The sequence below is a fragment of the Pacificimonas flava genome, from assembly GCF_000342165.1.
Classification (GTDB): Bacteria; Pseudomonadota; Alphaproteobacteria; order Sphingomonadales; family Sphingomonadaceae; genus Pacificimonas; species Pacificimonas flava.
Genome location: NZ_AMRV01000003.1, coordinates 354,584 through 379,973 on the forward strand (window position 1 = coordinate 354,584; position 25,390 = coordinate 379,973).

Annotated in this window: 20 protein-coding genes and 3 tRNA genes; 9 read left to right on the forward strand and 14 right to left on the reverse strand. The window is 64.4% G+C overall.

All coding sequences use genetic code 11. The features are described from left to right. Positions 1–4: 4 nt before the first annotated feature. Positions 5–4,198, reverse strand: coding sequence for a DNA-directed RNA polymerase subunit beta' (rpoC, locus tag C725_RS06710; protein ID WP_008601250.1), 4,194 nt, complete (start codon positions 4,196–4,198; stop codon positions 5–7). A 97-nt stretch (positions 4,199–4,295) separates the two neighbouring features. Then, positions 4,296–8,444 (reverse strand): DNA-directed RNA polymerase subunit beta, encoded by a 4,149-nt coding sequence (gene rpoB, locus C725_RS06715; RefSeq protein ID WP_008601252.1) that lies wholly within the window; start codon positions 8,442–8,444, stop codon positions 4,296–4,298. Between the two features lie 278 nt (positions 8,445–8,722). Between rpoB and C725_RS06720 the strand changes: the two genes are divergently transcribed. From C725_RS06720 to C725_RS06730, 3 genes are all read left to right on the forward strand, one after another. Next, positions 8,723–10,741 carry an amidohydrolase family protein gene (locus C725_RS06720; protein WP_008601253.1) on the forward strand — a complete coding sequence of 673 codons (2,019 nt, stop codon included), beginning with the start codon at positions 8,723–8,725 and terminating at the stop codon, positions 10,739–10,741. Between the two features lie 129 nt (positions 10,742–10,870). Further along, a complete protein-coding gene (locus C725_RS06725; RefSeq protein ID WP_008601255.1) occupies positions 10,871–12,625 on the forward strand; it encodes a GGDEF domain-containing protein in 1,755 nt (584 codons plus the stop codon). 12 nt (positions 12,626–12,637) lie between these two features. Next, the gene (locus C725_RS06730; protein WP_051051249.1) at positions 12,638–13,540 is read left to right on the forward strand and encodes a YihY/virulence factor BrkB family protein; all 903 of its coding nucleotides are present in this window, start codon (positions 12,638–12,640) and stop codon (positions 13,538–13,540) included. Here the strand turns inward: C725_RS06730 and C725_RS06735 are convergent. From C725_RS06735 to C725_RS06770, 8 genes are all read right to left on the reverse strand, one after another. Continuing rightward, positions 13,537–13,947: an SET domain-containing protein gene (locus C725_RS06735; RefSeq protein ID WP_200858592.1), complete on the reverse strand. Its 411-nt coding sequence runs from the start codon at positions 13,945–13,947 to the stop codon at positions 13,537–13,539. The two genes, C725_RS06730 and C725_RS06735, sit on opposite strands and share 4 nt — an antisense overlap. Positions 13,948–14,198: 251 nt before the next feature. Next, complete coding sequence (gene rplL, locus C725_RS06740; protein WP_008601259.1) at positions 14,199–14,573, reverse strand: 50S ribosomal protein L7/L12; 375 nt, start codon at positions 14,571–14,573, stop codon at positions 14,199–14,201. Positions 14,574–14,652: 79 nt separating this feature from the next. Continuing rightward, on the reverse strand, positions 14,653–15,168 hold the full coding sequence (gene rplJ / locus C725_RS06745) for a 50S ribosomal protein L10 (protein WP_038282027.1): 516 nt from the start codon (positions 15,166–15,168) through the stop codon (positions 14,653–14,655). Between the two features lie 420 nt (positions 15,169–15,588). Further along, entirely contained in the window at positions 15,589–16,287 is a 699-nt protein-coding gene (rplA, locus tag C725_RS06750) for a 50S ribosomal protein L1 (protein ID WP_008601265.1), read from the reverse strand. A gap of 4 nt (positions 16,288–16,291) precedes the next feature. Further along, positions 16,292–16,723: a 50S ribosomal protein L11 gene (rplK, locus tag C725_RS06755; RefSeq protein WP_008601267.1), complete on the reverse strand. Its 432-nt coding sequence runs from the start codon at positions 16,721–16,723 to the stop codon at positions 16,292–16,294. Positions 16,724–16,827: 104 nt separating this feature from the next. Beyond that, a complete protein-coding gene (gene nusG, locus C725_RS06760) occupies positions 16,828–17,367 on the reverse strand; it encodes a transcription termination/antitermination protein NusG (RefSeq protein ID WP_008601269.1) in 540 nt (179 codons plus the stop codon). Between the two features lie 41 nt (positions 17,368–17,408). Beyond that, positions 17,409–17,606 carry a preprotein translocase subunit SecE gene (gene secE, locus C725_RS06765; protein WP_008601270.1) on the reverse strand — a complete coding sequence of 66 codons (198 nt, stop codon included), beginning with the start codon at positions 17,604–17,606 and terminating at the stop codon, positions 17,409–17,411. 201 nt (positions 17,607–17,807) lie between these two features. Continuing rightward, a tRNA-Trp gene (locus tag C725_RS06770) sits at positions 17,808–17,883 on the reverse strand. 243 nt (positions 17,884–18,126) lie between these two features. On the opposite strand from C725_RS06770, the gene C725_RS06775 reads away from it, so the two are divergent. After that, complete coding sequence (locus C725_RS06775; protein WP_078056178.1) at positions 18,127–18,726, forward strand: PEP-CTERM sorting domain-containing protein; 600 nt, start codon at positions 18,127–18,129, stop codon at positions 18,724–18,726. Between the two features lie 98 nt (positions 18,727–18,824). Here the strand turns inward: C725_RS06775 and C725_RS06780 are convergent, their stop codons facing one another. Then, positions 18,825–19,316, reverse strand: coding sequence for an Hsp20 family protein (locus tag C725_RS06780; RefSeq protein ID WP_008601272.1), 492 nt, complete (start codon positions 19,314–19,316; stop codon positions 18,825–18,827). A 223-nt stretch (positions 19,317–19,539) separates the two neighbouring features. On the opposite strand from C725_RS06780, the gene C725_RS06785 reads away from it, so the two are divergent. After that, positions 19,540–20,013, forward strand: coding sequence for a DUF1465 family protein (locus C725_RS06785; protein WP_008601275.1), 474 nt, complete (start codon positions 19,540–19,542; stop codon positions 20,011–20,013). Positions 20,014–20,064: 51 nt separating this feature from the next. Here the strand turns inward: C725_RS06785 and C725_RS16820 are convergent, their stop codons facing one another. Further along, on the reverse strand, positions 20,065–21,606 hold the full coding sequence (locus C725_RS16820) for a methyl-accepting chemotaxis protein (RefSeq protein WP_008601277.1): 1,542 nt from the start codon (positions 21,604–21,606) through the stop codon (positions 20,065–20,067). Positions 21,607–22,106: 500 nt separating this feature from the next. On the opposite strand from C725_RS16820, the gene C725_RS06795 reads away from it, so the two are divergent. Together C725_RS06795 and C725_RS06800 are read left to right on the forward strand one after the other, a co-directional pair. After that, positions 22,107–22,523 carry a VOC family protein gene (locus C725_RS06795; protein ID WP_008601279.1) on the forward strand — a complete coding sequence of 139 codons (417 nt, stop codon included), beginning with the start codon at positions 22,107–22,109 and terminating at the stop codon, positions 22,521–22,523. Continuing rightward, positions 22,520–23,251, forward strand: coding sequence for an NYN domain-containing protein (locus tag C725_RS06800; protein WP_008601282.1), 732 nt, complete (start codon positions 22,520–22,522; stop codon positions 23,249–23,251). Before C725_RS06795 ends, C725_RS06800 begins: the two co-directional genes overlap by 4 nt. 12 nt (positions 23,252–23,263) lie before the next feature. On the opposite strand, the gene rlmB is transcribed toward C725_RS06800, so the two are convergent. After that, a complete protein-coding gene (gene rlmB / locus C725_RS06805) occupies positions 23,264–24,034 on the reverse strand; it encodes a 23S rRNA (guanosine(2251)-2'-O)-methyltransferase RlmB (protein ID WP_008601284.1) in 771 nt (256 codons plus the stop codon). 170 nt (positions 24,035–24,204) lie between these two features. On the opposite strand from rlmB, the gene C725_RS06810 reads away from it, so the two are divergent. Continuing rightward, positions 24,205–24,290: transfer RNA gene (locus C725_RS06810), tRNA-Tyr, on the forward strand. A 45-nt stretch (positions 24,291–24,335) separates the two neighbouring features. Here the strand turns inward: C725_RS06810 and C725_RS15305 are convergent. Further along, on the reverse strand, positions 24,336–25,043 hold the full coding sequence (locus C725_RS15305) for a hypothetical protein (RefSeq protein WP_008601287.1): 708 nt from the start codon (positions 25,041–25,043) through the stop codon (positions 24,336–24,338). A 217-nt stretch (positions 25,044–25,260) separates the two neighbouring features. Here C725_RS15305 and C725_RS06825 point away from each other — a divergent pair. Next, positions 25,261–25,334, forward strand: a tRNA-Gly gene (locus C725_RS06825). Positions 25,335–25,390: the final 56 nt, after the last annotated feature.

The following is a 25,390-nucleotide window of genomic DNA, read 5'->3' on the forward strand; positions in this document are numbered from 1 at the left end:
CGCCTTATTCGGCCGGTTCGGCTTCCGCCTTGGCCGCGTCCGCTTCGGCCTGTGCCGCGGCCACATCGGCCTCGGCCGCCTCGAGCGCCTTGCGCTGCTTCTCGCGCAGCTTTGCATCGCGCTGATGCGCCTCGAGCCGGGCGCGGTTCATCGCAGCGCCGGTGCCGGCCGGGATCAGGCGGCCGACGATGACGTTTTCCTTCAGGCCGTTCAGCGTATCGACCTTGCCCTGGACCGCCGCCTCGGTGAGGACGCGGGTGGTTTCCTGGAAGGACGCCGCCGAGATGAAGCTGCCGGTTTGCAGCGACGCCTTGGTGATGCCGAGAAGGACGGGCTTGCCCTCCGCCTTGTCCTGGCGGCTGGTCAGCTTCGCATTCTCCCGGTCCATCTCCTCCCGGTCGACCTGCTCGCCGACTAGCAGCGTCGTGTCGCCGGACTTCGTGATCTCGACCTTCTGCAGCATCTGGCGAACGATCACCTCGATGTGCTTGTCGTTGATCTTCACGCCCTGCAGTCGGTACACTTCCTGGATTTCCCAGACCAGATACTCGGCCAGCGCCTCGACGCCCATGACATCGAGGATGTCATGCGGATCCGGATTGCCGTCGAGAAGATAGTCGCCCTTCCGAACGCTATCGCCGTCCTGCACCGCGATATGCTTACCCTTGGGCACCATATACTCGACCGTTTCGCCCTCGCCCTCCGGATGGATGTAGAGGCGCTTCTTGGTCTTGTAGTCGCGGCCGAATTCGACGCGGCCATCGATGGAGGCGATGACGGCATTGTCCTTCGGCTTCCGCGCCTCGAACAGCTCGGCAACGCGCGGCAGACCGCCGGTGATGTCGCGGGTCTTGGCAGCCTCGCGCGGGATACGCGCGATGATGTCGCCCGGACGCACCGTGGCGCCTTCGTCGACCGAAAGGATCGAGCCGACCGAAAGCTGGTAGACCTGCGCATCCTCCGACGCTTCGCCCGTCAGGGTGATGCGCGGCTTCAGGTCGCCCGACTTCGGCACCGATTTCCAGTCCTGCACCGTCTTTGCAGTGATGCCCGTCGCCTCGTCGGCTTCCTCCGCCATGGAGACGCCCTCGACGAGATCCTGGTACTTCACCACACCGCCCTTGTCGGCGATGACCGGCAGCGTGTACGGATCCCACTCCGCCAGACGGTCGCCCTGTTTCACGACATGGCCCTCTTCCCAGGTGACGATGGCGCCATAGGGAATACGGTTCACGGAGCGCTCGCGGCCCTCCATGTCGATGATCGCGAGTTCGCCCGAGCGGCTGGTCGCCAGATGGCGGCCCTTCTGGTCCTGAATCGTATCAAGGTTCCGATACTCGACCGTACCGTCGAAGGAGCTTTCCAGCGTCGACTGCTCGCTGACCTGCGCCGCGCCGCCGATGTGGAAGGTCCGCATCGTCAGCTGCGTGCCCGGCTCACCGATGGACTGGGCAGCAATGACGCCGACAGCCTCACCGATATTGACCGGCGTACCGCGTGCAAGGTCGCGGCCGTAGCAAGCGCCGCAGACGCCCTTCTTGGCTTCGCAGACGAGCGGCGAGCGGATCTGAACGGAGGCAGGCTCCACTTCCTCGATCGCCTTCACCTCGGCCTCGGTCAGCAGCGTGCCCGATTCCATGACGATCTCGCCCGTCTTGGCGTCGACGACGTTGTCGGCCAGCGTGCGCCCGAGAATGCGCTCGCCCAGCGACACGATGGTGGTGCCGCCCTCGACGATGGCCTTCACGGTCAGGAAGTTCTCCGTACCGCAGTCCTCCTCGGCGATGACGCAGTCCTGGCTGACGTCGACCAGACGGCGGGTCAGATAGCCCGAGTTCGCCGTCTTCAGCGCCGTGTCCGCCAGGCCCTTGCGGGCGCCGTGGGTGGAGTTGAAATATTCAAGGACGGTCAGGCCCTCCTTGAAGTTGGAGATGATCGGCGTTTCGATGATCTCACCCGACGGCTTCGCCATCAGGCCGCGCATGCCGGCCAGCTGCTTCATCTGGGCAGGCGAGCCACGCGCACCGGAATGAGCCATCATGTAGATCGCGTTGACCGGCTTTTCGCGGCCGCCCTCGTCGATCTCGTGCGCAGACAGCTTGTCCATCATGGCGTCCGCGACCTTGTCGCCGCAGCGGGCCCAGGCGTCGATCACCTTGTTGTACTTTTCGCCCTGCGTGATCAGGCCGTCCTGATACTGCTGCTCGAAATCGGCAACGGTCGCACGCGTGTCGCCGACCAGCTGGTCCTTCTCGTGCGGGATGATCATGTCGTCCTTGCCGAACGAAATACCGGCCGAGCAGGCGTGGCGGAAGCCGAGGTCCATGATCGCATCGGCGAACAGCACCGTCTCCTTCTGCCCCGTCTCGCGGTAGACGACGTCGATGACGTCGGCGATCTCGCGCTTCGTCAGAAGGCGGTTGATCAGCTCGTAGGGCACCTTGTGCGATTTCGGCAGCTTCTCGCCGATCAGCATGCGGCCCGGCGTCGTTTCGACGCGCTGCATATAGGTCTTGCCCTCCTCGTCCGTCTGCGGGACGCGGCTGGTGATCTTCGAGTGCAGCGTGACGAAGCCAGCGTCGAGCGCATTGTGCACCTCGACGATGTCGGACAGCAGCATGCCCTCGCCCGGCTCGCCCTTCCGGTCCATGGACAGGTAGTAGAGGCCGAGAATCATGTCCTGTGACGGCACGATGATCGGCTTGCCGTTGGCAGGCGACAGGATGTTGTTCGTCGACATCATCAGGACACGCGCTTCCAGCTGCGCCTCCAGGCTCAGCGGGACGTGCACGGCCATCTGATCGCCGTCGAAGTCGGCGTTGAAGGCGGAGCAGACCAGCGGGTGAAGCTGGATCGCCTTGCCCTCGATCAGGACCGGCTCGAACGCCTGGATGCCGAGACGGTGGAGCGTCGGCGCGCGGTTCAGAAGGACGGGATGTTCGCGGATGACCTCATCCAGAATGTCCCAGACTTCCTTGCGCTCCTTCTCGACCCACTTCTTGGCCTGCTTGAGGGTCATAGAGAGACCCTTGGCATCGAGGCGGGCGTAGATGAACGGCTTGAACAGCTCGAGCGCCATCTTCTTCGGCAGACCGCACTGGTGCAGCTTCAGCTCAGGACCGGTCACGATGACGGAGCGGCCCGAATAGTCGACGCGCTTGCCGAGGAGATTCTGGCGGAAGCGGCCCTGCTTGCCCTTCAGCATGTCGGACAGGCTCTTCAGCGGACGCTTGTTGGCGCCCGTGATGACCCGGCCGCGGCGGCCATTGTCGAACAGCGCGTCGACCGATTCCTGCAACATGCGCTTCTCGTTGCGCACGATGATGTCGGGCGCGCGCAGCTCGATCAGGCGCTTCAGACGGTTGTTGCGGTTGATGACGCGGCGATAGAGATCGTTGAGATCCGACGTCGCGAAGCGGCCGCCGTCCAGCGGCACCAGCGGGCGCAGGTCGGGCGGAATGACCGGCACGACCGACAGGATCATCCATTCCGGACGGTTGCCGGATTCCTGGAAGCTCTCGATCACCTTCATGCGCTTGATGATCTTCTTGGGCTTCAGCTCGGACTTGGTGACCGCCAGCTCTTCCTGCAGCGCGGTATATTCCGCCTCCAGGTCCATGGTCTCCAGGATTTCGCGGATCGCCTCGGCGCCGATGCCGGCGGTGAAGGCGTCCTCGCCATATTCGTCCTGCGCCTCGAGAAGCTCGTCCTCGGTCAGAAGCTGCATCTTCTCAAGCGGGGTCAGGCCCGGCTCGACGACGATGAAGCTCTCGAAGTAGAGAACCTTCTCAAGCTGCTTCAGCTGAATGTCGAGCAGCATGCCGATGCGGCTGGGCAGCGACTTCAGGAACCAGATGTGCGCGACGGGCGCGGCCAGTTCGATGTGTCCCATGCGGTCGCGGCGGACCTTCGACACGGTCACCTCGACACCGCACTTTTCGCACACGATGCCCTTGTACTTCATGCGCTTGTACTTGCCGCACAGGCACTCATAGTCCTTGATCGGGCCGAAGATGCGCGCACAGAACAGGCCGTCGCGCTCCGGCTTGAAGGTCCGGTAGTTGATCGTCTCCGGCTTCTTGATCTCGCCATAGCTCCAGGAGCGGATGCGCTCCGGGCTGGCGATGCCGATCTTGATCTGGTCGAACGTCTCCGGCTTTGCCGCCGGGTTGTAGAAGTTCATCAGTTCCTGGTTCATGCCGCGTCCTCTCGGGTAATCTCTTCAGTCGCGCGGACCGCCACTCTCGGCGCGCGCAGGGTGCGGCGGGGCACGAAAGCCCCGCCCGGATGCCGCCTTATTCTGCTGCCTGCGGGAGCGCTTCGGGCCCGCCCTCCTCGTCTTCGTCGTCCTCGTTCTTCAGATCGACGTTGAGGCCGAGGGAGCGCATTTCCTTCACGAGCACGTTGAAGCTCTCCGGAATGCCCGCCTCGAACGTGTCGTCGCCCTTGACGATGGCTTCGTAGACCTTGGTACGGCCCGCCACGTCGTCCGACTTCACGGTCAGCATCTCCTGGAGCGTGTAGGCCGCGCCGTAGGCCTGCAGCGCCCAGACCTCCATCTCGCCGAAGCGCTGGCCGCCGAACTGCGCCTTGCCGCCCAGCGGCTGCTGGGTGACGAGCGAGTACGGCCCGATGGAACGGGCGTGGATCTTGTCGTCCACGAGGTGGTGCAGCTTCAGCATGTAGATGTAGCCGACGGTCACCTTGCGGTCGAACTTCTCGCCCGTGCGGCCGTCGTACAGATCCACCTGGCCGGAGCGGTCGAGACCGGCCTCCTCCAGCATGTCGGCGACGTCGGGCTCGCGGGCGCCGTCGAACACGGGCGTCCCCATGGGAACGCCGCGCGACAGGTTGGTCGCCAGCTCGACGATTTCCTCGTCGGTCTGCGGCGCGACCTCCTTGTCGTACTGCTTGCCGTAGATGGTCTTCAGCTTCGCGCGAAGCTCGTCCGACTTGCCGTTCTCGTGCATCTTTTCGAGGAGATCGCGGATCTGCACGCCCAGGCCGCGCGCGGCCCAGCCGAGGTGCGTCTCGAAGATCTGCCCGACATTCATGCGGCTCGGCACGCCCAGCGGGTTCAGCACGATGTCGGCATGGGTGCCGTCCTCCAGAAACGGCATGTCCTCGATCGGCAGGATGCGGCTGATGACGCCCTTATTGCCGTGACGGCCGGCCATCTTGTCGCCCGGCTGCAGCTTGCGCTTCACCGCCACGAAGACCTTCACCATCTTCAGGACGCCCGGCAGCATCTCGTCGCCGGCCTGCAGCTTCTCGACCTTCTCCTCGAAGCGGTCGCTGAGGCTCTTCATCGCCTCGTCATACTGCGCCTTCATCGCCTCGACATCGGCCTGGACCGCATCGTCGGTGACCGCAAAGCGCCACCAGTCGCGGCGGTTCTCGATGCCCGACAGCGTTTCCGCCGTAATCTCGGTGCCCTTCTTCAGACCCTTCGGCGTCGCCGCGGCGGTCTTGCCGACCAGCACGGACTTCAGACGGTTGTAGGTCGCGCGGTCGAGAATGGCGCGCTCGGTGTCGCGGTCATTCTCAAGCCGTTCGATCTCCTCGCGCTCGATCTGCAGCGCGCGTTCGTCCTTGTCGATGCCGTGGCGGTTGAAGACGCGCACCTCGACGACCGTGCCGGCAACGCCCGGCGGCAGCTTCAGCGAGGTATCGCGAACGTCGGACGCCTTTTCGCCGAAGATGGCGCGCAGCAGCTTCTCCTCCGGCGTCATCGGGCTTTCACCCTTCGGCGTGATCTTGCCGACCAGAATGTCGCCCGGCTCGATCTCCGCGCCGATATAGACGATGCCCGCCTCGTCGAGGTTGCGGAGCGCTTCCTCGCCGACGTTCGGAATGTCGCGCGTGATCTCCTCCGGACCCAGCTTCGTGTCGCGGGCCATCACCTCGAACTCCTCGATATGGATCGAGGTGAACACGTCGTCCTTCACGATGCGCTCGGAGATGAGGATGGAGTCCTCGTAATTGTAGCCGTTCCAGGGCATGAACGCGACGAGCACGTTGCGGCCCAGCGCCAGTTCGCCCAGCTCCGTGGAGGGACCGTCGGCGATGATGTCGCCCTTCAGCACCTCGTCACCCACCTTCACCAGCGGACGCTGGTTGATGGCGGTGTTCTGGTTCGAACGCTGGAATTTCCGCAGCTTGTAGATGTCGACCGCGCTTTCGCCGGCCTGCACATCCTCGGTGGCGCGCACGACGATGCGCTCGGCATCGACCTGGTCGATGATGCCCGTGCGGCGGGCGGCGATGGCGGCACCGGAATCGCGCGCGACCGTCCCCTCCATGCCGGTGCCGACGAAGGGCGCCTCGGCCCGCACCAGCGGCACGGCCTGGCGCTGCATGTTCGATCCCATCAGCGCGCGGTTGGCGTCATCGTTCTCCAGGAACGGAATCAGCGAGGCAGCGACAGAAACGAGCTGCTTCGGCGACACGTCCATCAACGTGATCGTCTCGCGCGGCGCCATCAGGAACTCGCCGGCCTCGCGGCTGGAGACGATCTCCTCGACGAAGCTGCCGTCGTCGGTCAGCTCGGCGTTCGCCTGCGCGATGGTGTGCTTCTGCTCCTCCATCGCGGACAGGTAGACGACTTCCGACGTCACCTTGTTGTCGACCACGCGGCGATACGGCGTCTCGATGAAGCCGTACTTGTTGACGCGGCTGAACGTCGCCAGGCTGTTGATCAGACCGATGTTCGGGCCTTCCGGCGTCTCGATCGGGCAGATGCGGCCATAGTGGGTCGGGTGAACGTCGCGCACCTCGAAGCCCGCACGCTCGCGCGTCAGACCGCCCGGGCCAAGCGCCGAAACGCGGCGCTTGTGCGTGATCTCGCCCAGCGGGTTCGTCTGGTCCATGAACTGCGACAGCTGCGAGGAGCCGAAGAACTCGCGCACCGCGGCGACCGCCGGCTTCGCGTTGATCAGGTCGTTCGGCATCACCGTGTCGACATCGACGGAGCTCATGCGCTCCTTCACCGCGCGCTCCATCCGCAGCAGACCGACGCGGTACTGGTTTTCGAGGAGCTCACCGACCGAGCGGACGCGGCGGTTGCCGAGATTGTCGATGTCGTCGATCTCGCCCTTGCCGTCCTTCAGGCCGACAAGCGTCTTCACGACCGCGAGGATGTCCTCGTTGCGCAGCGTCGTCAGATCGTCCGGCGCGTCGAGGTCGAGACGCATGTTCATCTTCACGCGGCCGACGGCGGAAAGGTCGTAGCGGTCGGCGTCGAAGAACAGGCCCTGGAACATCGCCTCGGCCGTCTCGCGCGTCGGCGGCTCGCCGGGGCGCATGACGCGGTAGATTTCGGCAAGCGCGGTGTCGCGGTCCTCGGACTTGTCGACCTTCAGCGTGTTGCGAATCCACGGACCCACATTCTGATAGTCGATGTCGAGGATCTCGATCTCCTTGATCTTCGCCTCGTCCAGGCGCTCTATCGCATCGGCGTCGATCTCGTCGCCCGCCTCGACGTAGATGCGGCCCGTCTTCTCGTCGATCATGTCGTGCGCGGCGAAGCGGCCGGCGAGTTCCTCGTCGGGGATCAGATATTCCGACATGCCGCCCTCGGCCGCCTTCTTCGCGGCGCGCGGGCTGATCTTCTTGTTGGCGGGGAACAGCACCTCGCCCGACTTCGCATCGACGATGTCGAAGGTCGGCTTTTGCCCCTTCCAGCCTTCCGCGTTGAACGGCGCCTTCCAGCCCGTCTTCGTGCGCTTGAAGGTCAGCGTGGAGTAGAACTCGTTCAGGATCTCCTCGTTCGACAGGCCGAGCGCATGAAGCAGCGTCGTGACCGGCTGCTTGCGCTTGCGGTCGATGCGCGCGTTGACGATGTCCTTGGCGTCGAACTCGAAGTCCAGCCACGAACCGCGATAGGGGATGATGCGCGCGGCGAAGAGATATTTGCCGCTGGCGTGCGTCTTGCCGCGGTCATGATCGAAAAACACACCCGGCGAGCGGTGCATCTGCGACACGATCACGCGTTCCGTGCCGTTGACGAGGAACGTGCCGTTCTCCGTCATCAGCGGCATGTCGCCCATGTAGACGTCCTGCTCCTTGATATCGAGCACGCTGCGCGCCTCGGTATCCGGGTCGATCTCGAAGACGATCAGGCGCAGCGTCACCTTCATCGGGGCGGCATAGGTCAGCCCGCGCTGGCGGCACTCCTCGGTGTCGTACTTCGGCGCTTCCAGCTCGTAATTGACGAAGTCGAGTTCGGCGGTGCCAGCGAAATCCTTGATCGGGAAGACGCTGCGCAGCGTCTTTTCCAGGCCGGAGACATAGCCGATCTCTGGCCGCGACCGCAGGAAATTCTCGTAGGATTCGCGCTGCACCTCGATGAGGTTGGGCATTTCGATCGCTTCGGTGATGTCACCGAACATCTTGCGAACCCGCTTTTTGCCGATGAAGCTGAGAGCCTGCTGCTGCGTCGCCATGGAGATCCTTCGTGTCTCTTGCCGTGAATGTCGGGCGCAGAAACACGCGCGCCAAAAGGGCGGCCGTCTCCGAATCGTCTTTCGGATCGGTCCTGCCGGTTCAGCTACGCGTGGGACCCGGACCCTCTTCATTCCTTGGCACGGCTGCGCGACGGCCGACCTGTCTCGTAAGAGAGCGGGTAGGCGCTGGATATAGGAATGCGCCCCGCCCTTGTCAAAGCCCCCCAAGACGCTATCCGTGCCGGCGCAGGAAAATTCCAGGGATCAAGGGGGAAATCATGAAGATCGCAGCGCTTCTGCTGTGCGGCGCGGCTCTTGCCGGCACGGCCCATGCGGAAACGAGCACATGGCGCGTCCTGTCGGGCGGCGACGATGTCGGCCACCTGATCGCCGAGGAAGAGGGCGGCACGGTTACCATCGACTATGACGTCAAGAACAACGGCCGCGGCCCCACCATTGCCGAGACGCTGACCCTGAACGCGGACGGCTACCCCACCGCGTGGACCATCAAGGGCAACACCACCTTCGGCAATGTCGTCGATGAATGGTTCCGGGTGGAGGGCGGCACCGCCCGCTGGCAGGACGCGACGGGGGAGGGCAGCGCACCCGCAAGTCCGCTCGCCTTCTACGCCGACCAGAATGGCAGCCCCTATTCGGCCGGGCTGATGGCGAAGGCGCTGCTGGCCGACGAGGATGGCAGCATCCCCGTCTATCCCTCCGGCACGGCAACCATTCGCAAGCAGGGCACGATGAGTTTCGACGGCCCCGGCGGCCCTGTCGAGGCGACGACCTATGAGATCGTCGGCCTGTCGATGAACCCCATCTCCGTCACGCTCGATCAGGATAACGACCTGTTCGCGATGGCCAGTCCGCGCTCCATTACCGTACGGGAAGGCTATGAGGCCGCCGACAAGCCGCTGCGCGAATATGTGGAGACGCTCTCCACGAAGCGGTTCGAGGATATCCAGGCCCGCGCCGCGCATGATTATGAGGGCCCGGTTCGCATCCGCAACGTGCGCATCTTCGATCCCGAACGGCAGGGGCTGACGGAACCGCGCGACGTCGTCGTCTACAAGAACCGCATCGCCGAAATCGTCGCGGCGGGCAGCGAGGGAACGCCCGGCGAGACGGTCATCGACGGAGAGGGCGGCACGCTCGTCCCCGGCATGTACGAGATGCACGGTCATGTGGGGCAGGAGGATGCGCTCCTCAACATTGCCACCGGCGTCACCTCCATCCGCGACATGGGCAATGAGAACGATGTCCTCGCCGGCCTGATCGAACGCATCGGGGGCGGCGTGATCGCCGGTCCGCGCATCACCCGCTCCTGCTTCATAGAGGGCGAGAGCGAATTTTCCTCGCGCACGGGCGAAACGGTCAAGACCGAGGCGCAGGGGCTGGAACAGGTGCGCTGGTGCGGCGCCCGCAATTTCAACCAGGTGAAGCTCTACAACAGCATGAAGGGCGAATGGGCGCCGGCCCTCGTCGACGAGGCGCACCGCCTCGGCATGCGCGTTGCAGGCCACGTTCCCGCCTTCTCGACCGCCGACGACATGATCGCCGCCGGCTTCGACGAGATGACGCATATCAACCAGATCATGCTCGGCTGGGTGCTGGAGCCGGACGAGGACACCCGCACGCTCCTGCGGCTGACCGCGCTCGACCGCCTGCCGGGTCTCGACCTGTCGAGCGCCCGGGTTAGGAAGACGCTGGATGCGATGGCGGCGAAGGGAATCGCGCACGACCCGACCATCACCATCCACGAGAACCTGCTGCTCGGCCGCAACGGCACCGTCTCGCCCAGCTTCGCCGACATCATCGACAACATGCCGGTGTCCGTGCAGCGCGATTACCGCACCGGCTGGGTCGACGTAACGGAACCCGGCAAGGACGAGGCTTATCGCGGCGCCTTCGACAAGATCGTCGAGACGCTCAGCACCATGAACGACATGGGTATCTTCCTGGTCCCCGGCACGGACATGGGCGGCTATTTCGCCTATCACCGCGAACTGGAACTGTTCGAGAAGATCGGCCTGACCCCGGCGGAGGTGCTGCGCCGCGCGACCTTCGACATGGCATCCTATCTGGGACAGGAAGAGGATCTGGGCTCCATCGAGAAGAACAAATATGCCGATTTCTTCCTGGTGCCGGGCGACCCGACAGAGGACCTGAAGCAGCTCAAGCAGATCCGTATGGTGGTCGCGGACGGCACGATTTACTATCCGTCGGAAATCTACCCGGAATTTGGCATTGAGCCGTTTGCGAGCGCTCCGCCGGTAGAGGGGGCGGACGGGTAAGGCCGGTAGGAGCGGAAGACCACAGGGCGTTCGGCAGCGTATCCATCGGGGGATCGATACGCTGCCGGGACGCACATTGTTAAACCTTTGTGCCTATTGCCATGAGCGACCGGGGGGAGCGCTCAAACATTGCCGACCTTTCTCGCCTTCCTGATCCTGATGATCGCCGCCCCGGCGGCGGCGCAGTTGCCACCGGACGGACTGGCGATGGTCGGGCGCCTCTGCGCAAGCGGAACGTCTGATGGCGGCGCATTTCCAGGCGATACCCTTCTTCATACGAACTGCGACCGGCGCGATCTGCAACCGAGTAGCCCGCGTGTCTGGGCGGCGGCCGAACTGTCCGATCTTGACCTGACGGACGAGTCGCTCGTGCTGACGTTCGATCCCGTCATGTTCGACGCCGTGGAGGTGCGCGCCGCCTACGGCGACGGCACCGTTCTGACGCGCCGGTACGATTCCGCGCTGTCCGCGTCGCACTGGCTGCCGATCAGCCGGACCTGGTTACCGGTGCCGCGCCATGCCGGCTCGCCTCTTGCAACGCTTGCCGTGGCGGTGGACGGGCCACGCTCCCGCGACACGTTCGAGACGCTGGTCCTTCGTGAGCGCTCGACCCTGCTCGCGGCGAAGATGTCGCGCTCTCTCCAGTTCGCCGCGCTGCTGATGGTGATGGCGCTGCCGATCTTCTACAATGTCGTGTTCTTCGCCGTTCTGCGCGAACGGTTCGTGCTGTGGCATTCGGTGCTTCTGGGATCGGCCTTCGTCTACACCGCCTCCTCGACCGGCATGATCTACCTTGCGCTGCCGCAACTCGCCCTCTGGCTGCGCTGGGTGATCAGCGCCGGCTCCTTCACCATTGGTGTGTCCGCAGCGCTGATGTTCGCGCGCGACTTCATCGAACCGGGAAAGATGCCCGTCTGGCAGCACCGGTTGCTGGCCGGGGTTCCGGTCATGCTGATCATCGTTACTGCTCTGATGCTGTTCGGCGGTCCGAACGGCCGCGCCGAAATCCAGACGCTCTATTACGCCTCCTTCGCGCCCGTCCTCGTCCTTTGCGCCTGTGTCGTCGTATCGGCGCTGCGCCGTGGCAGCCGTTCGGCGAAGTTCCTTGCCGCGTCATGGACTGCGATCATCCTGGCGGGGATCGAACGTATCGTGGATGGTGTCGGCCTCTATGTCGCGACGAGCGAAAGCGAGGCCTATATGTATTATGCCGTCTGCTTCGAAACCCTCGTGACCGCACTTGGCGTGGCGGACCGCTTCATGCATTTGAAGCGTGAGCGTGACCGCGAACATTCCGCCCGCGTCCAGCTGTCCACAATGGTGGAAACCGACCTTCTTACCGGGCTGCGCAACCGCCTGTGTCTGCAGCGGGACTGGGCCTCGCGGGGCTACACGGCGCTCGCCATCGTCGACCTGGACTGCTTCAAGCAAGTCAACGACGATTATGGGCACGAACTGGGCGACCGGGTTCTGCGCACCGCCGCAGTCGCGATGTCCGCCGCGGACGAGGAGCGTGTGCACGTCTACCGCTGGGGCGGGGAAGAGTTCGTTCTCGGTATCCACGCACGCTCGCCGGAGGAGGCGGTCCTGCTGACGCAGGCTGCGCGCGAGGCCATCGAGGTACGCATCGCGGCTCGCATTCCGGAGTTGCGGCGCGCCGTTACGGCCAGTGCCGGGATGACGCCTGCGCAGGGGATCGATTTCGACAATGCCTTCCGCACCGCCGATGCGGCGCTGTTGCAAGCGAAGCGCAGTGGTCGCGACCGGCTTTCGGTGGCGGGTATAGCGGTCCAACCCGGCACGGCAGACCCGCAGCGGGATGCGAAGACGCCGCCGGAACATGTCCATCCCTATGACAAGACCGCCGCATTCCTGCGAAAGTGAACATGACACGCCATGCCGCGTTGGCCCTGGATGGACTATCATTCGACGTCGCAGAACCATCTCGCCATCGCGCGCCGCGCCTGGAAAGAAGCCGATAGCGACAATGTCGGTCTGATCGCGGCGGGCGTCGCCTTCTACGGTTTCCTCGCCTTCGTGCCGATGCTGGCCGCCATCGTCTTGGGCTACGGCGTCTTTTCCGACCCGTCCGATGTGATGCGCCATGCCGCCCTTCTCGACGATGTCCTGCCGCGCGATGTGGCCGACATTATCAGCGATCAGCTAGGCGCCATTGCCGGGGCGGAGCAGAAGCGCACGGTGTTCGGCCTCATTCTCGCTCTGGCGATCGCGATCTACGGCGCCATGAAGGGTGCGAAGGCGATCGTCGTCGCGCTGAACATCGTCCATGGACGGGAGGAGCGCCGCGGCTTTTTCAGCCAGATGGCGACGTCGGCGCTGATCACCCTTGCCCTTGTCGCCACTGCCCTTGCCATGATGCTGGCGATTACAGCGCTCGGTTACCTGGAACGGCTGCTTCCCGGCCTGCCGCTCGCGGCGATCACTCTCATCCGCGCTGCCTTCTGGCTGGCCGCCGGTTTTGCGGCCGCGTGCGGGCTGGGCATGATCTACCGTTATGGCCCCGACCGGCGGGCCGTGCCGCTGCGGCACCTGCTGCCGGGATCGATCCTCGCGACACTGGGCTTCGTTCTGGTCAGCCTCGGGTTCGGCTTCTACGTCGCGAACTTCGGAAGCTACAACGCCACCTACGGCGCTCTTGGCGCAGTCGTCGTCATGCTCATGTGGCTCTATCTTAGCGCCTATGTTCTTCTTCTCGGCTCCGAGGTGAACGCTGCGCGCGACCTGGTGGCAGCCGAGGACGCGGCGCAGGAGGGAGAGGCGGAACCTGCGCGCGCCTAGGATGCGGCCCTAGAGACGGCGGCACCGAACATGCGGCCCGGCTGCATGATAAAGGCGGGATCGAATTCGGCATAGTTGCAGACGAGTTCTTCGCCCGCAACGATGTCGCGAATCGCCCATCCCGTTTCCGGATCGGTGAAGTTCGTGTTCGGCGTGTCGCTGTGGTTCATAAATCGGCCGTGATCGAACTCGAGGACCGTCAGCCCCTCGCGGGTCATGTGCGGATAACCGTAGCGTTCCACGAACTGCTTTTGCAGCGGTGGCAGCGCCAGCATCTCCGCCGCCCCCAGCAACAGGTCGAAACGTTCGTCCAGAGTCCAGATCGGAGTACCTGCAGGAATGAACTCACCTGCGAAAACGCCGACACCCTCGATCGCGCTGGGGCCGACATAAGTGGGAACGATCATCATCGCTCTATAATCCGGGCGCGTCGGTAAGCGGGCGCCCACGCATCGGCCGCAGCAGCGGACGACGAGGTTGGAGATTATCGGCTTTCGAGGGATGCGCAATAGGACAGATGAACCCAGCCGCATGGTCCATCCCCTCGATGCCAACTCCTCGTTAGGAAACGGATATCCGGACACAAAAAGGGCGGCTCCGGATGTCCGGGGCCGCCCCTCTCCTAAACCCTACGGCCCCTTGCGGGACCGGCATTGGCTTACTTCAGCTCGACGGTGCCGCCGGCTTCTTCGATCTTCTTCTTGACCTCTTCGGCCTCGTCCTTGCTGACGCCTTCCTTCAGCGGTTTCGGCGCGCCCTCGACGAGCGCCTTGGCTTCGCCGAGGCCGAGGCCGGTGATCGCGCGGACTTCCTTGATGACCTGGATCTTCTTGCCGCCGTCGCCCGTCAGGATGACGTCGAACTCGGTCTTCTCTTCAGCGGCTTCGGCTGCACCGCCGGCGGCTGCCGGAGCGGCTGCAACAGCGGCGGCAGCGGAAACGCCCCACTTCTCTTCCAGCATCTTGGACAGGTCGGCGGCTTCCAGCACCGTCAGTTCGGAAAGCTGCTCAACGATTTTTTCGAGATCTGCCATGATATTACTTCCTTCGGTTCTCTAATGGGCCGGGAAAAACAGGCCCGTTGGTTCGGTACAAAGGGCGCGGGCGCCGCTCTTATGCGTCTTCCTTGGCGGCATAGGCGCCGAAGACGCGGGCAAGCTGGCCGGCCGGGGCCGCGGCGATCTGGGCGATCTTCGTCGCCGGGGCCTGAACGAGGCCGACGATCTTCGCACGCAGTTCATCGAGGCTGGGCAGCGCCGCAAGCTGGTTCACTTCGGCCGCGCTCAGGATGGTTTCGCCCATGGCGCCGCCGACGATTTCAAGCTTCTCATTAGCCTTGGCGAAATCGCTGGCCGCCTTCGCCGCCGCCACCGGGTCGCCCGATGTCGCCAGCGCGGTCGGACCGACGAACAGATCGGTGATCGGTTCGTACTGCGTATCCTTAAGCGCGATCTTGGTGAGCCGGTTTTTCGCGACCTTGTAGCTGGCGCCAGCGTCCCGCATCTTCGCGCGCAGGTCTTCGACCTGAGCGACGGTGAGACCGTGGTTCCGCGTCACGACGACGACGGCGGACTCGTTGAAGGTACGGTTCAGCGTAGCGACCATCTCGGTCTTTTCTGCGCGATCCATGCTCCACTCCTACAAATGCCCCGCACGCCGGCAGGGCCTGCGCGCGGAACGGCTCATGTTCGGACGCACAGCCGCATCAGGGCGGCGCGCCCATACGATGTCCGATGGAAGAGGGGGGTGCCCGGACCGCCGGTGCGCCGCTGGGGGCGAAAGGTCGGCAGACCGTTTCTGATCTCTCTTCCGTCTCATGCCGGCGAAATTTAAGCCGGGCTGGCCCGGCGCCTGCAATCTCGGACGGTGACGCGTCCCCCGCATAGGTGCGAAGAAACGCGGTCGCGACCCACATAGACGCCAGCGCCGCCGAGTCAAGCGAGGAGGTGCGCGCCCTTTGCGCACGAACCGTAATAGCGCCCAATGAAAAGGGCCGGAACGCTGCTGCGCTCCGGCCCTTTCATGACTTCTTCGCAATGCGCGAACGCGTCAGGCGTTGGCGACATCCGTGATGTCGACCTTGACGCCCGGACCCATGGAGCTGGTCAGCGCGATCTTGCGCACAAACTTGCCCTTGGCGCCGGTCGGCTTCGCCTTGACGACGGCGTTCACGAACGCCTCGAAGTTTTCCTTCAGGTCCGCTTCGGAGAAGCTGGCCTTGCCAATGCCGGCATGAACGATACCAGCCTTCTCGACGCGGTACTGCACCTGGCCGCTCTTGGCGTCCTCGACGGCCTTCACGACGTCGGGCGTGACCGTGCCCAGCTTCGGGTTCGGCATCAGGCCCTTCGGACCCAGGATCTTTCCGAGACGGCCGACGACACCCATCATGTCCGGCGTCGCGATGACGCGGTCATAGTTGAGGTTGCCGCCCTGCATGTCTTCCATCAGGTCCTCGGCGCCCACGACGTCCGCGCCGGCTTCCTTGGCCTTCTCCGCGTTGTCGCCCTTGGCGAACACGGCGACGCGCATGGTCTTGCCGGTCCCCTTGGGCAGGTTCACCATGCCGCGCACCTGCTGGTCGGCGTGACGCGGATCGACGCCCAGGTTCATGGAAACCTCGATGGTTTCGTCGAACTTGGCGGTCGCCAGGCTCTTGACGAGGCCGATCGCCTCATCCGGTCCGTACAGCTTTTCGCGATCGACCTTGGACGCCAGGTCCTTCTGCTTCTTTGTCAGCTTTGCCATTGTCTCAGCCCTCCACCACGACGAGGCCCATCGAACGGGCGGAACCCGCGATGATCTTTTCGGCCTGATCCAGGTCGTTCGCGCTCAGATCGGCCATCTTCTTCTCGGCGATGTCGCGCAGCACGCTGCGCTTGATCTCACCGGCGATTTCCGTGCCCGGCGCCTTCGAACCCGACTTCATGTTCAGCGCCTTCTTGATGAAATAGGTCGCCGGCGGCGTCTTGGTGACGAAGCTGAACGAGCGGTCGGCATAGACCGTGATCGTCGTCGGAATCGGGGCCGACTTTTCCATCTCCTGCGTGGCGGCGTTGAACGCCTTGCAGAATTCCATGATGTTGACGCCGCGCTGACCGAGGGCGGGGCCCAGCGGCGGCGACGGATTGGCGGCGCCCGCGGGCACCTGCAGGTTGATGTAACCTGTAATCTTCTTTGCCATCTTATCGTCCTTTCTCAGACTTAGCGGTCAAACAGCGGCACATGACGTGCTGCCTCCCGCGCTCAACATCCCGTCAGGCCGCCGAGGACCTGAACGGGAATCCCTTACTTGACGCGTTCCACCTGATCGAAGTTGAGTTCGACCGGCGTCGCGCGTCCGAAAATCGAAACGGAGACCTTCACGCGGCCCTTCTCGAAATCGATTTCCTCGACAATGCCGTTGAAGCTGGCGAACGGGCCGTCCAGCACCTTCACCTCGTCGCCGATCTCGAAATCGACCTTGATCTGCTGCTTCGGCTTCGCCGCCTCATCGTCCTTGGTGGACATGATCCGGTCGGCCTCCGCCTGACTGATCGGCGTCGGCTTGCCGCCCACGCCCAGAAAACCCGTCACCTTCGGCGTGTTGTTGATCAGGTGGAAGACGTCGTCCGTCATATGCACCTTCGCCAGCACATAGCCGGGAAAGAAGCGGCGCTCGGTCTGCACCTTCTTGCCGCGACGGATCTCGGTGACCTCCTCGGTCGGGACCTCGATCGCCTCGACAAGCTGTTCCAGCCCCAGACGGTTCGCCTCGGCGAGGACGGCCTCCTTCACCTTCTTCTCGAAACCCGAATAGGCCTGAACGATGTACCAGCGCGCTGCCATGCGTGTCTTTCCGTATTCTCTTTGAAGCTCAGTCGATCAGGTCAGCCGAGCGAAAGCACGAGCTGCACCAGCCGTCCCAAAACCTGATCCACACCGAGAAAGAAGACGCTGAGCAGCGACGTCATGATCAACACCATGATGGTGGTGACGATCGTCTCCTGCCGCGTCGGCCAGGAAACCTTCGTCATTTCCTGGCGCACTTCGCGCATATATTTGGAGGGATTGAATTTCGCCGCCACTGTCCTGCCCGTCTTCCTCAAACTTGTCCTGCCGCCGCACGGCCGGCTCCCCCATTCAACCCGCCCCGCCGTCAAAGCGGGGCGAATCGAGAACGCAGAAAACCGCCCGCAGCCCCCGACTCCATGTCCGGAGGCGCCGACTGCGCTGCCCTACCTAATGTCCCGGAGCCTCAATCGCCAGTAGGGCCGGCGAAGGAGAACTGGCAGGGGCGGAGGGACTCGAACCCACGGCCCTCGGTTTTGGAGACCGATGCTCTACCAACTGAGCTACACCCCTAGAGCCCGGGACAGGCGCCTATAGGCCCCGTCGTCAGCACTGGCAAGGGAAACGCGCTTCGGACATCCGGCGCCGGTGCCAGGAGGGCGTCAGCCCGTCGTGAGATTTTAAAATACGGTTCCGGAACTTTTCGGCGCGGGATACGTGCCGACGCGAAACCGGGCCGCCCGCTGGCTGGCATGCCCCGTGCATGGAAGCGTTCGCCATATTGTAAATGGTTAACGCTTAAAGAGTGGGAGTAGCATGAGTATGCGTATTTTTGCCGCCGCGGCGACCGCCGCAGCCCTGTTGGCCGGAACCTCCGCCAGCGCTGCCGTCGTTGGATATAGCCCCAACGCCGACTTCAGCGATTCGCCCTTCACCATCGATATCGGTCAGGGCGTCAGCTACACATTTTCCAATGCCGGTCCCGGCGGTTTCTTCGGAACCGATCTGCCGGCCGTTTCGACGACGGGCAGCGCGACCGTTGCGAGCCTTGGCCCGCCGTTCAACAGCGAGCCGCAGCCAACGACCTATTTCACCGACGACAGCCGCGCGCCCTTCATCGACGGTGATCTGCTTGCGCTGTTCGAAGGCTATGACGAGCCGGCGACGATCGACGCGCCGGTGGATTCGTTCATCGCCCTGCGCTTCGATCTTGCCGATGGCACGCGGTACGGGTTCGCCCGCCTTGCCGGCACGACGCTGTTCGATTTCGCCTATGAAAGCGACGTCGACACCGGAATTCAGGCCGGTGCCGATCCGGAGGTCGCCTTCGACGTGCCGGAACCCGGCATGATCGGATTGCTCGGCCTGGGTGTTGTCGGGATTGCCGCAGCGCGTCGCCGCCGCCGCACGGCATAAAGGTCCTGAAAAGTTGGAGGCCGCGCAGTTCGGCTGCGCGGCCTCCATCATATTTGCAAGACCCTAGAGGGGCGCCGTCCGGCGCCCGCTCATGACATTCAGGCCGCTGCCTTCTCGCCGGCAGCAGGCTTCCCGTCGAGAGACTGCCCCTCGATGGACTGGGGGCCCTGCTTGCCTCCAATATGGATCTTGCGCGGCTTCTTATGCTCCGGAATTTCCCGCACCAGGCCGATGTTAAGAAGCCCGTTTTCGAACGTCGCCTCGGTCACCTTGATGATCTCGGCAAGCTGAAAGCGGCGCTCGAACGCACGCTTGGCGATACCGCGGTGCAGAAATTCGCGATCTTCGGTCTCTTCGCCGGCGCGCCCGGATACGATCAGCACATTGTCCTGCACCGTCAGTTCCAGCTCGTCCTCGGCGAAGCCCGCAGCGGCCATCTGAATGCGATACTCGTTCTCGCCGAGCTTCTCGATATTGTAGGGCGGATAGCCACCACCATCCTCGCTGCGGCCGGCGAATTCCGCCAGACGGCTGAGATTTTCAAAGCCGATCGAGGAGCGAAGGAGAGGGGTAAGGTCGAAACTACGCATGGGTCATCATCCTTTCGGAAAAGCGATCATGGGTTACGGGTCCGCCATTTCGGCCGGACCCTTCGTATCGAACGCCGCCTCGGCAACCCGTAATGGCATTGCCGCCCCGGCGTTCGGAACCGAAATTGGTTTTTAAGGTTTCGGTTTCAAGTGGCATGAGGTGAACGGCGGGCTGGCGTTCGGCGTGCAGACCCGAGGCTTGCATCCATGAGGGGGAAAGACCGTGGCGCGCAGGAGCAACGAGGACGAGACGCGGCTGACCGAAAAGGTCGTCGAGGCGTTGTATCTGGAAGCGATGACGCTGGCCGACGACGCGCGCAGCTATTTCGATGAGGAGGGCAAGACGGATCGTGAAGCGCTCGGTCCCATCGAACGCGTGCAGTTTTCCTGTGAAAGCCTGCGCGTGACGACGCGTCTGATGCACAGCGTCTCCTGGCTTTTGAACCGCAAGGCCGTTGCGGCGGGCGAACTGACAACGCAGCAGGGACTCGAACCCGAGCGCCGGCTCGGCCGCGCCGGGGAAGCCGTTGCCGACCCGAGCGTCGTCGCGGCGCTGCCGCCTCGTGCGCGCCACGTGATCGAGGCAAGCCGCGACCTTTACGAACGGGTCAAGCGTCTGGACGAGACCCTGGTCGTCGAAGAGGTGCCGCTCAGTCCGGCACGCCAGCTGTTCGGCAAGCTGGAAACGCATTTCTAAGGGGCATCGACCGGCATGCACCGGTTCCGGCGGTGCGCTCGGCTGCCCGCCTCAGGATGCCCGCAGGTGACCGACGAACCGGTCCGTCGAACGGCCGAGCGTTCCTGCACTCTCGAACAACGCGGCGGCCGCGCCTCGTACCTGCTCTGCCAGACGGTCCGCAGCGGACATGGTTTCCATCAACATATCCATTTCGCCGGAAATGGCCGTGACATGGTCCGAAGCCGTCGCGGCGTTCCGGTCGAGGAGGCTGGCTGCCTTTTCCTGAGCCTCGATGGCGCGCGCGATGGCGTCGGCCGCGGCCGCGAGTTCTCCGGTTGCCTCGCCGATCGTACCGATTGTCGCCCTGACTTCGCCAGCGCCTGCCCCGATCCCGGACAGAAGGCCTGTAATCCGCTCCGTCGCCTGCGCGGCCTGGTGCGCCAAGCCTTTCACCTCGTTGGCGACGACGGCGAACCCCTGGCCCGCCTGCCCCGCGCGCGCCGCCTCGATGGTGGCGTTGAGCGCAAGAAGGTTGGTCTGTTCCGAGACTGCGCCGATCAGGCTGACGAACTGCTGCGCGCTGCCGGTACGCTCTGCCAGCGCACTGACCGCTGACATGCCCTCTGCAAAGCGTGCCCGCGCCGCGCCGCTCAGCGCGGATTGGCGTCCGGCATTGTCGGCAATCTCCGCGATGGATGCGGAGAGGCCAGCGGTGCCGTCCGCCAGTTGGCGGGTCGCGGCGGCGGCCTCTCTTGCCGTCGAATAGATGCTGCTCGCGCTGCCATGAGCCCGGGTTGAGGCCCCGGACAGGTCTGCGGCCATGCTGCTGAGCTGGCTCGCAGCCGCCGCGACGCCGTCCGATACGGAGGCGATGGAGGCCTCGAAGTCGTCGGCAAGGCGAAAAAGCTCCTCGCGGCGGGCGGCTTCCGCGCGCGCCTGTTCGTCCTGCCGAAGCCGACTTGCCTCCAGAGCCGCCGCCTCCGCGCTGCGGCGCGCTGCAAGCGCCGCTTCCGCTTGCGCCTGCAAGTCCTGCGCCCTGACCGTCATGCGGTCGCTTTCCCGGCCCTGTCGCTGCTGCAACAGCAGAAGTGCTCGCAAACGCTCGACCAGAATGGCGAGCGCAGCGAATTGCAGACTGACCGCCAGAGCATGGATGCCGACGCGCACCAGCTTGCCGCCACCGGCGAATACCCATTCCGGCGCCAGGAAGCTGAACAGCAAATGGTGGACGGCCGTGACCGCGGCGGCGGCAGCAAGGGCACGCCAGTCGCACATCAGCGTCAATGCCGCCATGCCGACGAAGAAGTACATGTGCATATCCATCTGCCAAGGCTGCAGCTGGAAGAGATAGACGAGGGCCGCCGGCTGCAGGGCCGCCGTAATGCCAATGGCGATACGCGCCTGACGCCCACGGTCTCCCGCGCGCAGATACAACGTCGGCACGATGTTCGCACCGACTGCGACAGCGAATGCTGACATCGTCACGGGCGAGGAGACCGCAATGCCCACCAGCCCGATGGCCGCCGCCGACAGCCAGAACAGGAGAACGAGTTGCCGAACGCCCTGCGCTTGCAGTTCTTCAAGCGTGAACGCGGTTACCGGGGGTTTCATGATGGGGACTTCCTAGCAGGCCCCGACGCCAGGCAGCCTGCCGGCGTCGCGGCCATGGGGATCACTCCCTGCCGTAGCATGGGCATCAGGAGCGCAGACCGTTTGCCTTCCACCACCAGTGATCCCGGCACGGGACCCGCGCCGAGGGGAAGGGCGCCATACGACACGCTGCCGCGAAGGAGCGCTGCCGCGGATGCCGACGTCGAGCCCGGCATCGGCAACAGGAGAATCTTGCCCTGAGCAGGAGGCGCGAAGGTCAGGAGGGCCAGCACCGCAAGGGCGCCAAGCGCTTGTACGACAAGAAGGCTTTCCTTTGCCGCCGTACCTATCCTTCTGTGTCCGAAACGAGTCATGAAGACGCTGTACGCCCGGATTGGTTAAGAAAGCATCCGCCATGGATATTTCTGCCGAAGCCGCCCGAACCCGCGCCCCCAGCATTATGCGTAATTCGCCCGCGCCAGCCGCTGGAGGCGAGCGGGGCAGCATGCTAGGCAAACGACATGCAGCCTTTTCACCTCGCATTTCCTGTCGACGATCTTGCCGCCGCCCGCCGCTTTTACGGGGGAACCCTAGGCTGTAAGGAGGGGCGAAGCGCGGACAGCTGGGTCGATTTCGACTTCTTCGGCCATCAGCTCGTCGCGCACCTGGCCCCGCGCGGGTCCATTCACCGCAATCCCGTGGATGGCGACGCGGTGCCCGTGCCGCACTTCGGTGTCGTTCTGACATGGGACAGATTCCACGAACTGGCGGACCGGCTGACGGCCGCCGGTCAGCGCTTCGAGATCGAGCCGCACGTGCGGTTTCCCGGGAAGGCTGGGGAACAGGCCACCATGTTCTTCTTCGATCCTGCCGGCAATGCGCTGGAATTCAAGGCGATGAGAAACCCCGGAAACCTGTTCGCCAAGGACCCTGCATGACGGAAGCGGCCGCACGCTCGATCGCGCTCTTGATCGATGCCGACAACGCCTCCCCCGATCATCTCGACCCGGTGCTGACGGTACTGGCGGAGCTTGGAGAGGTGAATGTGCGCCGCGCCTATGGCAATTGGCGCAAGCCGGCGCTGAAGGGCTGGGCCGACAAGACCCTGTCCTACGCCATCGAGCCTTATCAGCAATTCGATATCGTCAAGGGCAAGAACGCCACGGACATGCGCATCGTCATCGATGCGATGGACCTGATGTTTCGCGGCCGCATCGCCGGTTTCGGCATCATGTCGTCGGACAGCGATTTCATGCCGCTGGCGCAGCGCATTCGGCAGGACGGTATTCCCGTCTATGGCTTCGGCACCGCCCGCGCGCCCGAGGCCTTTCGTGCCGCCTGCACCCGGTTCATCGACGTCGCCGCACTGCGGCGCGAAGAGGCGGCAGAGGAAGCGGAAACCGGAGCGGCGCAAAAGGGCGGCCGGCGCAAGAAGGCCGTCGACCGCGAGTTGCTGGCGCTGCTGATCGACGCCTATGACAGCGTGAAGCGCGACGATGCGGGCTGGGCGCGCCTGTCGGAGGTCGGCCAGCGCGCCGGGAACCGATCCAGCTTCGATGCGCGCAATTACGGCTATGCGCGCCTGTCGGACCTGCTGAAGGACGTGCCGCAGTTCGCCGTCGAAACGCGCGGCGACAGCCAGCAATATGTGAAGCGGCTGCGCTGACCTGTGCGGCCGCTACGAACGCCGGGTGACCTCGTACAGCGCCACGGCCGCCGCATTCGATACGTTGAGGCTCTCGACCGCGTCGCTGATCGGTAGGCGCGCAAGGACGTCGCAATGTCCAGCCACGTTCGGGCGCAGCCCGTCACCCTCCGCCCCCAGAACGAGGCAGGCAGGCATATCGCCCCTCTGCGCAGCGGGCAGCGTATCGGCCGCCTCCCCCGCCATACCGATGCGCCAGTAACCGGCCTCGGCGATTTCCTCCAGCGCGCGGGACAGATTGGTTACCCGCGCCCAGGGCAAGCGTTCGAGCGCGCCGGAGGCAGCCTTTGCGAGTGCCCCGGATTCCGGCGGTGAATGCCGGTCCTGCGTCACGATACCGGCCGCGCCGAACGCGGCGGCGGAGCGGATGATGGCCCCGACATTGTGCGGGTCCGTCACCTGATCGAGAACGAGGATCGGCCGCGGGTCGCCGCCCCCGGCCCAAAGCTCGTCCAGATGGACGTGCGGCAGCGCATCCACCTCCAGCACCAGACCTTGGTGCGGCGCATCGCCGGGCACCATCCGGGCGAGAGCCGCACCGTCACCCTGTTCGACGGCAAGGTCGCTCGGCAGATGATATTTTTGCGCGATCTCGGGCGTGGTGAACAGCTTACGGCAGACGCGGTCGGGGTTATCCAGCGCCGCCTCGACCGCATGGCGGCCGTAGAGGTAGATCTTGCCGCTTTTTGCGCGATTGCTTGCCTCGCGGCCCGCGCGTCCGCGAAAGGGTTTCTTCTTTGCCATGGCCGGCCCTCTAGGCCGAATCGGCCGTCAGGTGAACTGCCGCTCTGACGCCGTCGACCGATGCTTTCGCTTCACGGGCGCTGCGCTGTTGACAGTGCGCCGCGCCTTCGTCATCTAGCGCGCCTTCAAGCCGCCGCGCCGCGCGTCCTGACGCGCCGCCTGCGCCCTGTGGAGGGGTGGCCGAGTGGTTAAAGGCAGCAGACTGTAAATCTGCCCGCGTATGCGTACACAGGTTCGAATCCTGTCCCCTCCACCACCTTTCGCAGTTCTCTCGTTGTGGTTGCCGTTCGATCGCCGCGTCTTAGCGGCAGATCGCGGCGAATCGGCGGGTGGAGATTAGACCGCCGCCAAGCAGGAGAATGAGCAGTCCCGCCGCCGGTGCGGGGACCGTGATGGGGGGTGGGGCTGGCGGTGGGGTTTCGCCGCCGCCACCGGGGTTTTCAGGAGTTTCGCCATTCGGTGTCTCGCCGCCGCCACCCGGTGGCTGCGGATTACCCGGACCGCCCGGCGTACCGGGGCCGCCCGGTCCAAAGGGCGGGAAGGGAGAATAGGGACCGCCCGGGCCCGGACCGTAGGACGGGCCGGGAACGCCGCTCGGTGAAGGCGAGAGAAACGCGTAATTCTGCGGACGAAGCCCCGCATCCCACGCGAGCGGCGCGGAGGCCAGAACGATCGGTTCTTCCGTGCCCACACGCTCCGGCCCGATCACCGCCGCATGCTGCAGGAACGGCCGCTCCCGAATCACGGTTTCGTTATCGAGTTCCCAGCAATCCTTGGCGCAGCGAACCTTCTGCCCGACCAGATCGCCTTCCGTCGCGCTGGCAAGCTCCACGCGATCCGGCCGTCGGAATACGCCATCGGCGCCGTCATTCGCTGTATCCTTACCAGCAAGCCACCGAGTCGGATCGGTCAGCAATCCTGGTGAAAAATAGTAGAGACCGGCGCCCATGGCGAGGAAGATCGCCAGAAGGGCGGCCGCGCCCCCTGCGGCAACCTTCTTCCTGTTCATAGCTGTCGAACACCCGTCCCTTGTTCCGGTCCCGTTACCTGATACAGCATCTTGCGCCTCGCCGCTAGAATGTGCATTAGGACCGCCCGATCATGATCATGCAAAGGCCTAGATCCGGTTAACCGGATGTTTGTCCTCAATGAATCTTATCGGGCGCTGGCGTGAATTCAGCTTTATGCGTCTTTTCGGATGCATCACCGGGCTGCCGCGATCGCTTGCGGACGTAGTTCAATGGTAGAACCTTAGCCTTCCAAGCTAATGATGCCGGTTCGATCCCGGTCGTCCGCTCCAGCCCCCAGGCGCCCCGATCGATCGGCCTCATCCACCTGCGCAATCCCGCAGCCGCG

What these genes read in the sequence shown, in the direction of transcription:
- rpoC (WP_008601250.1), bottom strand. Translation starts at nt 4,198, where the DNA reads ATGAACCAGGAACTGATGAACTTCTACAACCCGGCGGCAAAGCCGGAG.
- rpoB (WP_008601252.1), bottom strand. Translation starts at nt 8,444, where the DNA reads ATGGCGACGCAGCAGCAGGCTCTCAGCTTCATCGGCAAAAAGCGGGTT.
- C725_RS06720 (WP_008601253.1), top strand. Translation starts at nt 8,723, where the DNA reads ATGAAGATCGCAGCGCTTCTGCTGTGCGGCGCGGCTCTTGCCGGCACG.
- C725_RS06730 (WP_051051249.1), top strand. Translation starts at nt 12,638, where the DNA reads ATGCCGCGTTGGCCCTGGATGGACTATCATTCGACGTCGCAGAACCAT.
- C725_RS06735 (WP_200858592.1), bottom strand. Translation starts at nt 13,947, where the DNA reads ATGATCGTTCCCACTTATGTCGGCCCCAGCGCGATCGAGGGTGTCGGC.
- rplL (WP_008601259.1), bottom strand. Translation starts at nt 14,573, where the DNA reads ATGGCAGATCTCGAAAAAATCGTTGAGCAGCTTTCCGAACTGACGGTG.
- rplJ (WP_038282027.1), bottom strand. Translation starts at nt 15,168, where the DNA reads ATGGATCGCGCAGAAAAGACCGAGATGGTCGCTACGCTGAACCGTACC.
- rplA (WP_008601265.1), bottom strand. Translation starts at nt 16,287, where the DNA reads ATGGCAAAGCTGACAAAGAAGCAGAAGGACCTGGCGTCCAAGGTCGAT.
- rplK (WP_008601267.1), bottom strand. Translation starts at nt 16,723, where the DNA reads ATGGCAAAGAAGATTACAGGTTACATCAACCTGCAGGTGCCCGCGGGC.
- nusG (WP_008601269.1), bottom strand. Translation starts at nt 17,367, where the DNA reads ATGGCAGCGCGCTGGTACATCGTTCAGGCCTATTCGGGTTTCGAGAAG.
- C725_RS06775 (WP_078056178.1), top strand. Translation starts at nt 18,127, where the DNA reads ATGAGTATGCGTATTTTTGCCGCCGCGGCGACCGCCGCAGCCCTGTTG.
- C725_RS06780 (WP_008601272.1), bottom strand. Translation starts at nt 19,316, where the DNA reads ATGCGTAGTTTCGACCTTACCCCTCTCCTTCGCTCCTCGATCGGCTTT.
- C725_RS16820 (WP_008601277.1), bottom strand. Translation starts at nt 21,606, where the DNA reads ATGAAACCCCCGGTAACCGCGTTCACGCTTGAAGAACTGCAAGCGCAG.
- C725_RS06795 (WP_008601279.1), top strand. Translation starts at nt 22,107, where the DNA reads ATGCAGCCTTTTCACCTCGCATTTCCTGTCGACGATCTTGCCGCCGCC.
- C725_RS06800 (WP_008601282.1), top strand. Translation starts at nt 22,520, where the DNA reads ATGACGGAAGCGGCCGCACGCTCGATCGCGCTCTTGATCGATGCCGAC.
- rlmB (WP_008601284.1), bottom strand. Translation starts at nt 24,034, where the DNA reads ATGGCAAAGAAGAAACCCTTTCGCGGACGCGCGGGCCGCGAGGCAAGC.
- C725_RS15305 (WP_008601287.1), bottom strand. Translation starts at nt 25,043, where the DNA reads ATGAACAGGAAGAAGGTTGCCGCAGGGGGCGCGGCCGCCCTTCTGGCG.